Source organism: uncultured Amaricoccus sp., from assembly GCF_937891315.1.
Classification (GTDB): Bacteria; Pseudomonadota; Alphaproteobacteria; order Rhodobacterales; family Rhodobacteraceae; genus Amaricoccus.
The window spans coordinates 1-8,671 of the sequence record NZ_CALAGI010000180.1 but is presented as its reverse complement, the minus strand read 5'-3'; the positions used below and the strand labels follow the sequence as shown (position 1 = coordinate 8,671).

The 8,671-nt window shown below is 66.2% G+C and carries 9 protein-coding genes and 1 pseudogene; 2 read left to right on the top strand and 8 right to left on the bottom strand.

All coding sequences use genetic code 11. The features are described from left to right. Positions 1–133 precede the first annotated feature (133 nt). Complete coding sequence (gene dnaE / locus Q0480_RS17730) at positions 134–3,622, top strand: DNA polymerase III subunit alpha (RefSeq protein ID WP_299134996.1); 3,489 nt, start codon at positions 134–136, stop codon at positions 3,620–3,622. 3 nt (positions 3,623–3,625) lie between these two features. After that, positions 3,626–4,318 carry a GAP family protein gene (locus Q0480_RS17725; RefSeq protein WP_299134995.1) on the top strand — a complete coding sequence of 231 codons (693 nt, stop codon included), beginning with the start codon at positions 3,626–3,628 and terminating at the stop codon, positions 4,316–4,318. A gap of 78 nt (positions 4,319–4,396) precedes the next feature. Here the strand turns inward: Q0480_RS17725 and Q0480_RS17720 are convergent, their stop codons facing one another. The 8 genes and pseudogenes from Q0480_RS17720 to Q0480_RS17685 all read right to left on the bottom strand — a co-directional run. After that, a complete protein-coding gene (locus Q0480_RS17720; RefSeq protein WP_299134993.1) occupies positions 4,397–4,717 on the bottom strand; it encodes a DUF6280 family protein in 321 nt (106 codons plus the stop codon). 177 nt (positions 4,718–4,894) lie between these two features. Beyond that, positions 4,895–5,680, bottom strand: a complete 786-nt coding sequence (locus tag Q0480_RS17715) for a YiiX/YebB-like N1pC/P60 family cysteine hydrolase (RefSeq protein WP_299134991.1) — start codon at positions 5,678–5,680, stop codon at positions 4,895–4,897. A 105-nt stretch (positions 5,681–5,785) separates the two neighbouring features. Continuing rightward, on the bottom strand, positions 5,786–6,217 hold the full coding sequence (locus Q0480_RS17710) for a VOC family protein (protein ID WP_299134989.1): 432 nt from the start codon (positions 6,215–6,217) through the stop codon (positions 5,786–5,788). Then, positions 6,214–6,534, bottom strand: coding sequence for a type II toxin-antitoxin system RelE/ParE family toxin (locus Q0480_RS17705; protein ID WP_299134988.1), 321 nt, complete (start codon positions 6,532–6,534; stop codon positions 6,214–6,216). The genes Q0480_RS17710 and Q0480_RS17705 overlap by 4 nt, the downstream gene beginning before the upstream one ends. A 7-nt stretch (positions 6,535–6,541) precedes the next feature. Beyond that, entirely contained in the window at positions 6,542–6,772 is a 231-nt protein-coding gene (locus Q0480_RS17700) for a type II toxin-antitoxin system ParD family antitoxin (RefSeq protein ID WP_299134987.1), read from the bottom strand. 107 nt (positions 6,773–6,879) lie between these two features. After that, positions 6,880–7,419: a transposase gene (locus tag Q0480_RS17695; RefSeq protein WP_299134986.1), complete on the bottom strand. Its 540-nt coding sequence runs from the start codon at positions 7,417–7,419 to the stop codon at positions 6,880–6,882. A 101-nt stretch (positions 7,420–7,520) separates the two neighbouring features. Continuing rightward, positions 7,521–8,393, bottom strand: a complete 873-nt coding sequence (locus tag Q0480_RS17690; protein ID WP_299134985.1) for a type II toxin-antitoxin system death-on-curing family toxin — start codon at positions 8,391–8,393, stop codon at positions 7,521–7,523. Then, positions 8,390–8,671: pseudogene (locus Q0480_RS17685) on the bottom strand (hypothetical protein); the annotation flags it as partial. The gene Q0480_RS17690 and the pseudogene Q0480_RS17685, both read right to left, overlap by 4 nt.

Here is an 8,671-nt window from a genome sequence, read left to right as displayed (position 1 = left end):
CGTCATGACTTTAGGACCTTCGCCTATTTCTTGATAATCCGCTGCCCAACCCGTGGGCAGATGAGCGCGGTGGCCCCGCCACATCCATCGAAAAGCGATTCACAGCCGCGCGCGCGCCGCTTACGGTGCCGCCATGACCCAGCCCCGATTCATCCACCTCCGCCTCCATTCCGCCTGTTCGCTGCTGGAAGGCGCGATCCAGATCGCCGATCTGCCGCAGATGTGCTTCGACGCCGGAATGCCGGCGGTGGCCCTGACCGACCATGGCAACCTGTTCGGCGCGATGGAATTCTCGGACAAGATGGCCAAGGGGAAAATCAGGCCAAATCCAAGGTCCCAGGATCAGATTTCCGTGCCGATGCAACCGATCCTCGGCTGCCAGCTCGACCTCGCCCACGCCGCGCCCGCCCATCCGGGCGACCGGCCGCCAAGCCCCCGCCCGATCGTGCTGCTCGCGCAGTCGGAAACAGGATTCGGCAATCTGCTGCGGCTGAGCTCGATCAGCTATCTCGACGCGGATCAGGCCGATCCGCATCTGCCGATCGCGGCGCTGGAACGGCATGCCGACGGGCTCATCTGCCTGACCGGCGGAGCGGAGGGCGTCCTCGGGCAACTGGTCCGCGACGGCCACCCCGACCGCGCGCGCGATCTCGCCCGCCGGCTCGCCGCGCTGTTCCCCGACCGGCTCTATGTCGAACTCGGCCGGCATCCGGAGAACGGTGCGAGGCGCACCCCCGCGGAGGCGGCGACCGAGCCAGGGCTGGTCGGGATCGCCCATGACCTCGACCTGCCGCTCGTCGCGACCAACGACGTGCATTTCCCGGTCGCCGCGATGCACGAGGCGCACGACGCGCTGATCTGCATCGCCGATGGCGCCTATGTCGACCAGCAGGAACCACGGCGGCGGCTGACGCCGGAGCATTATTTCAAGTCCCAGGACGAGATGGTCGCGCTCTTCGCCGACCTGCCCGAGGCGGTCGAGAACACCGTCGAAATCGCCCGCCGCTGCGCCTACCGCCCCAAGAAGCGCAAGCCGATCCTGCCGCGCTTCGCCGAGGACGAGGTCGAGGAGCTGCGCCGCCAGGCGCGCGAGGGCCTCGACGCCCGGCTCGCAGTCATCCCGCACTCGGCTCCGGTCCAAACCTACCGCGAGCGCCTGGAATTCGAGCTCGGCGTGATCGAAGGCATGGGCTTTCCCGGCTATTTCCTGATCGTCGCCGACTTCATCAAATGGGCGAAGGAACACTCGATCCCCGTCGGCCCCGGCCGCGGTTCCGGCGCCGGCAGCCTCGTCGCCTATGCGCTGACCATCACCGACCTCGACCCCCTGCGGTACGGGCTGCTGTTCGAGCGGTTCCTCAACCCCGAACGCATCTCGATGCCGGACTTCGACATCGACTTCTGCATGGACCGGCGCGAGGAGGTCATCGCCTATGTGCAGGGCCGCTACGGCCGCGACCGCGTCGCACAGATCATCACCTTCGGCGCGCTGCTCTCCAAGGCGGCGGTGCGCGACGTCGGCCGGGTACTGCAGATGCCCTACGGTCAGGTCGACCGGCTGTCGAAGCTGATCCCGGTCGAAGGCGTGAAGCCGGTCTCGATCGACAAGGCGCTGGCCGACGAACCTCGGCTGCGCGAGGAGGCGCGGACCGATCCGCGGGTGAAGCGCCTGCTCGATATCGCCCAGCAGGTCGAGGGTCTGCTCCGCAACGCCTCGACCCACGCGGCCGGCGTGGTGATCGGCGACCGTCCGCTGGTCGAACTCGTGCCGCTCTACCGAGACCCGCGCTCGGACATGCCGGCGACGCAATACAACATGAAATGGGTCGAGGAAGCGGGCCTGGTGAAGTTCGACTTCCTCGGCCTGAAGACACTGACCGTGATCCAGAACGCGCTTGACCTGCTCCGGGCGCGCGGCGTCGAGGTCGATATCGCCGCGATTCCGATGGATGATGCGAAGACCTACGAGCTCTATGCCTCGGCGCAGTCGGTGGCGATCTTCCAGGTGGAAAGCTCCGGCATGCGCGACGCGCTGCGCCAGCTGAAGCCGACCTGCGTCGAGGACATCATCGCGCTCGTCGCCCTCTACCGGCCCGGTCCGATGGAGAACATCCCGAAGTTCTGCAACGTCAAGAACGGCCGCGAGACGCGCGAGGGCCTGCACGAGACGATCGACCCGATCCTCGACGAGACGCAAGGCATCATCGTCTATCAGGAGCAGGTGATGGAGATCGCCCGCAAGATGGCGGGCTATTCCCTCGGCGGCGCCGACCTGCTGCGCCGCGCGATGGGCAAGAAGATCCAGGCGGAGATGGACGCGCAGAAGCCGCTGTTCCTCGACGGCGCGGCGAAGAACGGGGTGCCGAAGGGCAAGGCCGAGGAGGTGTGGAACCTGCTCGACAAGTTCGCCAACTACGGCTTCAACAAGTCCCACGCCGCCGCCTACGCCGTCGTCAGCTATCAGACGGCGTGGCTGAAGGCGAACCACCCGGTCGAGTTCATGGCCGCGGTGATGAACTGCGACATCCACCTGACCGACAAGCTCGGCCCCTACAAGCAGGAGGTCGACCGGCTGGGCATCGAGATGGTGCCGCCTTGCGTCAACCGCTCGGAAGCCACCTTCGCGGTGCGCGACGGACGGATCGTTTATGCCCTGGGTGCGCTGAAGAACGTCGGCGTCGAGGCGATGCGGATGATCACGGCGGCGCGGGCCGGCGGCGGCGCATTCACCGGCCTCTTCGACTTCGCCGCCCGCGTCGAGCTGAAGCGGGTCGGCAAGCGGGCGATGGAGATGCTGGCGCGTTCCGGCGCGCTCGACGCGCTCGATTCCAACCGGCGCAAGGTGTTCGAAAGCCTCGAGGCGCTGATCGCCTATTCGGCGGCGGCGCACGAGGACCGCGCCTCGGCGCAGGTCAGCCTGTTCGGCGAGGCGACCGAGGCGCTGCCGGCGCCGCGGCTGCCAAGTCCCGAGGATTGGTCACCGGTCGAGCGGCTGGGCCAGGAGCATCAGGCGATCGGCTTCTATCTGTCGGGGCACCCGCTCGACGACTATCAAGGCGCGCTGCGGCGGCTGGGGGTGCTGACCTACGCCGATCTGGCGCGCAAGACGGCGGCGGCCACCGCGCTCAGCGCCCGGATCGCCGGTTCGGTCACCGCGCGCGACGAGAGGAAGTCGGCGCGCGGCAACCGCTTCGCCTTCGTGCGACTGTCGGACCCGACCGGCCTTTTCGAGGCGCGGGTCTTCTCTGACGTGCTCGATGTGGCGCGCGAGCATCTGGAGCCGGGTCGCAACGTGGTGCTGACCGTCGAGGCCACGCTTGAAGGCGACGAGGTCAAGCTGCTCGCCCGGGCGGCGCAGCCGATCGACCTCGTCGTGGCGAGCGCGGCCGGCGCCGGCCTGCGCGTCTTCGTGAACGACCTCGCCGCCGCGCCGTCGCTGGCGGCCCGACTGACCACCATCGCCCGTGACGGCCGGGCGCGGCCGGGGCCGATCGAGATCGTGGCGATGGCCGCCGACCTGCCGGACACGATCATCCGGCTGCCGACGGAATATCCGCTGTCGCCCCAGGTGTTCGGCGCGCTGAAGACCGTGCGCGGCGTGGTCCATGTCGAGGAATTCTGACCGGTGGACGGCGGGTCGACAGGCGGCGGGGTGGTCGCCGCGGTCAACGACATGCTGCCGCTGGCGATGGCGGTGGCGCTGAGCCCGTTTCCCATCGTCGCCATCGTGCTGGTGCTGGGCGCGCGCGCGGGATTGCGCGCCGGGGTCGCCTTTTCGGCGGGCTGGCTTCTGGGACTGGGGAGTCTTGGCGCGTTGCTGCTGATCGCCGCGGCGCGGGGCCCGGGGTCCGATGACCCGATCGGGGGCTTTGTGCCGATCGGCATCGGCCTCGCGCTGTTCGCCGGCGCCCGGCGCAAGTGGCGCACGCGGCCAAGGGCGGCTGAGCCGCCGCGGGTTCCGGGCTGGATGGCATCGCTGAACGATATATCCGCCGGCCGGGCGGCGCTGATCGGCGCCGGGCTGGGCGGGCTCAATCCGAAGAACATCGGGCTGGTGTTCGCCGCCACGACCTCGATGGCGGGCAACGGCCTGAGCCGGCACGAGGCGATCGCGTGCCTCGCGGTCTTCATCCTGCTCGGTTCGGTCACGGTGCTCGGCGCGCTGGTCGCGCGGGCGCTCGGCGGTCAGCGCGCCGCGGCGCCGCTCGAGGCGGTGAAGCAGTTCATGCTGGCCAACAACAACGTCATCATGATCACCGTCTTCCTGCTGATCGGCGCGAAGCTGATCGGCGAGGGGCTGGCGTCGCTGTCCGGATAGCGGCGGAAAGGAAAATGCCCGGCGACCAAGGTCCGCCGGGCATCGTCGAAGCCTGGTCGGGGCTGGCGGATCCTTTGATCAGGCCGCCTCGGCCTCGGAGCGATGCGCCTGACGCTCGCTTTCCTCGCGGCTGAGGGCCACGGAGGTACGCACACCGCGGCGCACGAATTCCATCATGCCCTTGACGCAGCGCTCGTTGGGGTCGATTCCGGCGCACATCAGGACTTCCCGGCCGTCGCGTGAGCGCGCCCAGCGGGCGATCATGTCGGCGCCGTTACCATATTTCTTGTCGTCGGCGATCGCATCGTCCAAAGCAGCCAGAACCACCGCGGCGAACAGCTTCTGCGCCCGGGCACCCTGGTCATTGGTCAATGCGACCCGATCCACGTAATCGAACATTACGCTTCTTTCCTTCCTTCCAGTCCGTCTAATTTTGGCGCACTATGACGATTCTGAGACGCTTGGGGACTGCCAATAACACATGGCAGGCATGCGTCAATCGGATAGCCACCCGATAGCAGGGATGTAGGCGGTCGGTCGCCGGGATCAAGCACCCCGGCCGCCGCCAGTCTCGTGTCACCCCCCCGTTTCGGGCTGCTCCGGCGGCGACGCGTCCGACCAGGTCAGGCGGCGATAGTCGAATCCCGCCTCCAGCGTCGGCTTCACGATCTCGAAATACGGCGAGAGGTCGAAGTCGCGCGGCGCGAACAGCGAATGGTGGCGGATATGCAGGATCTCCCGGCGCTGGGCCCGCGCCATCGGATCGGCGCGGAACTCCCGCGTGATCAGCGGCAGGATCGGATAGCGGATGCGCTGGAACGCGTCGGCGATCAGCGACGAGCAGATGGCGCGGGTCGGATCGCCCGAGCCGAAGGCGATCATCTGCCGCCGCCAGCGCGCCGGCACCGGCGGTCGCGGCAGGAAATAGCGGAGCATGTCGAAGATGTTCTTCATGTCGTAGCGCTTGCCGAGGCTCTCCATCATGAAATCGACCAATGCCGCCCGGTCGCGCTGCGTCAGGTGCCGCGGCCGGCAGATCCGCGTGTTGTAGAGTTCGTACTTGGCCAGCGGCACCGCGACGCAGCCCTCGCCGAGATTGGCCTCGATCAGCCAGGCTCCGGGGCCGAGCGCGTCCCCGACATAGAGCGCGGCGTGCGACCAGGTCGATTGCGTCAGGTACTTGATCGCGCCCGACAGCCGGTTGACCCCCTCGACCAGCAGCACGTCGCCCGGCCGCAGCGCCTCGCGCAGCGCGGCGACATTGGCATGGGTATAGGGCTCGGCGCCGGGAACCGGATCCTGCAGCCGCGCCGCGAGATAGCGGCCGAGCCGGTCCATCGCCGTGTCACGCTGTTCGGTCACCTCTTCCTCCTGAACGCCGGCGGGCAGGCTGGAGCGATATCCAACCAGGCGGAATCGTCTGGTGGTCAAGATATTGCGTCAAATCAAGATGCTAGCGCCGAGGCGCTAAGCAACCGTTTTCGTTCCCTGCTTCTCGGCCCACAGACGCGGCTCGGCGAACTCCACGGAATTGCCGGCCGGGTCGCGCAGATAGAGCGAGCGCGCGCCGTTCGGCCAGCGGAAATCGGCCTCCACCGCCAGCCCCGCCGCCTCGATCCGCCGGCGCCAGGCATCGAGCTCCGCCGGCGTCGCGGCGAAACAGACATGCCCCGGCCCCTCGGCGCCATGCGGCGGCACCGGCGGCCCGCCGCCGGGTGGCCGCCGGGTCTCGGCCGGATTGAAGATGAGCAGCATGCCCGCGCCGCAGCGGAAGAACACATGGCGTTCCCCGGCCCGCGTCACCCGTTCGAGCCCGAGCAGGCCGCCGTAGAACCCCTCCGCCGCGTCGAGATCGGCGGCGTAGAGCGCGGTTTCGAGGATCGCCGCCGGGGCGCTCATTGGCTCCCGTCGAAGGCGTTGGGCAGGTCGCGCTTGGCGTGCAGCACGCGCAAGAGGTCGAAATGATCCGGCCGCTCGATGGCGAGCACCAGATGCGGGAACCGCGCCACCCGCCAGGCGCGAAGACCCGGCAGGTCCAGCGCCTGGGCGAGCCAGGCCGATCCCGGCTCCGCCCCCACCGCGATCCGCACCAGGGCCCGCTGCAACTGGTCGGTGAAGGCGAGCGCGATGCCGGGGCCGGAATCGGCGAGGTAATGCGCCGCCACGGCCTGAATATCGTCCCGGGCGGCGGGGCGGACACGCAGGCCCTTGCTCACCCCCGCCTCACCGCTGGCCGCGCACGCCGGCGCGCAGCCCGTCGAACCAGGCGTCGTCCACCACCTCGCCCGAACCGGAGGCGAGCCCCTCGAGCACCAGCCGCCGCAGCGCCTGCCGCTCGCGGTCCCGGCGGATCAGGTCACGGATATATTCCTCGGGCGAGGCATAGCCGCCGATCACCACCTGATCGTCGACATAGTCGCTGAGCGAGTCGTTGAGGGCGACGGTCACGGCCATCCCCCGACGGTAGTGGCGCGCAAGGACCGGTGCAAGATGGTGCCCGCGCCCGGCGTAGGGCGGACCTCGGTCCGCCTTCCCCCGCCCATCCCTTCCACGCGCCGGGATTAACTCGGCGGACCGAGGTCCGTCCTACGAAAGCTCGAATGGGGCCAATCGGCGGGATGCGCGGCGAGGCCGTGCTTCACCGGATTCCACCAGCAATATTCCACATGCGCCCGATAATCGTCGGCGTCGCGGATCAGATGCTCCCAGTAGCGTCGCTGCCAGACGCCCTTTTCGCGGCGGCGAATTTGCGCGGGCCCGCGCGCCGGCGCATCGAGCGCGCGGGCGAAGGCGGCGCGCAGCATCTTCCACCGCGCGGGGAAATCGGAATCGCCCTCCGGCAAGGTCCAGACGGCGTGCAGATGATCGGGCAACACGACGATCGCGTCGGTGTGAAACGGATGCCGGGCCCGGGTCGCGGCATAGGCGGCGCGCAGCGTTTCGACATGCGCGACCAGCGTATCCGCGTGGCGGTCGATCAGCGTGACGGTGAAGAAATACGTCCCGCCGGGAACGCGCAGGCGGCGATAGTTCGGCATGGCACGAAAGTCGCGCGGCGCCCTTGCGATCCGGTAAACGTAGGGCGGACCTCGGTCCGCCATCCGACGGTTGCCATCGGCGGAGCGCGAGGTTGGGAGGGGTGCGCGGGGTGTGGGCGCGGCGAAGAGGCGGACCGAGGTCCGCCCTACGCTTGCTGCGCTTGCTATCTAAAAGCAAGGCGCTCGAGTGGCTCCTTGTATTTTTTGATTAGAGTTAACGGCCCATCGAGACCACTATAGAATGATTGCGAGTCGTACCCATGCCTTGCATCCAGCCGCGTTGCGTCACGAACAATCGATATATCCTTGCTGCTTACCTGCTTTGACCAGCCGTGGAATCCGATGTGAGCAATTCTCTTCGCCTTTTGAGTTCGCGTATCTCCATCTGAATCGAGATACCTAACGAGATCGATCCTGTTTCCTTTAGGATTTTCTAGCCCTAACCCCCTCTGACTAAGAATTGTGGCAAGTTCATTATAGGTTATTGTTCTACTCTTAAGATCTATGTTGCGAGTGTTTCTCTTCATAAATCTTGAAATTACATAGATTTCCCTGTCATGCGCGGGCGCATTGTCTTCACTCCAGTAGGAATAACTTTCAAGATTGTCGTCAGAAATATTTACCGTAAAATCCTCGTATTCTTGATGACTAACTGTCGGAGTTCTCCCAATTTTCTGTAGATGCAAGACAGATATTAGGAATGCGGTTCTTTTATTTGCGTCGTAGAACGGGTGATTTTTAATCAAGCCGAACATAAGCGTCGCACAAACATCAATTCTGTCAGAGTACTTTGGCTTTCCTCCAAACTCCACAAACTGCCTTGCCAGAGCGGAATGGAGCATATTGGTATCCTTAGGCCCAATACCGCCAATGCCTTCGCCAACCTTGGAGAAATAGTCCGCCAATAGGAAGTGTGCCTGCAAAGCCTCATGTATGCCAATCGTGAACTTCCCGGCATACGCGTCGGCGGGACCAATAGTATCAACCCAGCGCTGATACTCTTTTCTTACGCCCGCATTCTGGATCTGACTGCTCAAACTTCCTTCCACACTTCGCCCTTCCCGTGATCTATCAATGGTTGCCCTAGTTTCCGTTTAGCTTTGAGAATAGAATGCGATGCGCCTAAGGCCCCCTCAAACTCCCGCCACTCGCCCTTGCTCATCCCGCTCGTTTCCTGCGTGACCACCTCGCCCTTCAGGCGGCGTTTCAGCACTTCGATGGCCTTGCCGCTGAGCGTGGCGCCGCCAAGGCGGTAGTCCTCGAACGCGCCGTAGGCGAGCGGGACCCAGTCCTTGACGATCTGCGCCACCGCGGC

What these genes read in the sequence shown, in the direction of transcription:
- dnaE (WP_299134996.1), top strand. Translation starts at nt 134, where the DNA reads ATGACCCAGCCCCGATTCATCCACCTCCGCCTCCATTCCGCCTGTTCG.
- Q0480_RS17720 (WP_299134993.1), bottom strand. Translation starts at nt 4,717, where the DNA reads ATGTTCGATTACGTGGATCGGGTCGCATTGACCAATGACCAGGGTGCC.
- Q0480_RS17710 (WP_299134989.1), bottom strand. Translation starts at nt 6,217, where the DNA reads ATGAGCGCCCCGGCGGCGATCCTCGAAACCGCGCTCTACGCCGCCGAT.
- Q0480_RS17700 (WP_299134987.1), bottom strand. Translation starts at nt 6,772, where the DNA reads ATGGCCGTGACCGTCGCCCTCAACGACTCGCTCAGCGACTATGTCGAC.
- Q0480_RS17695 (WP_299134986.1), bottom strand. Translation starts at nt 7,419, where the DNA reads ATGGCGGACCGAGGTCCGCCCTACGTTTACCGGATCGCAAGGGCGCCG.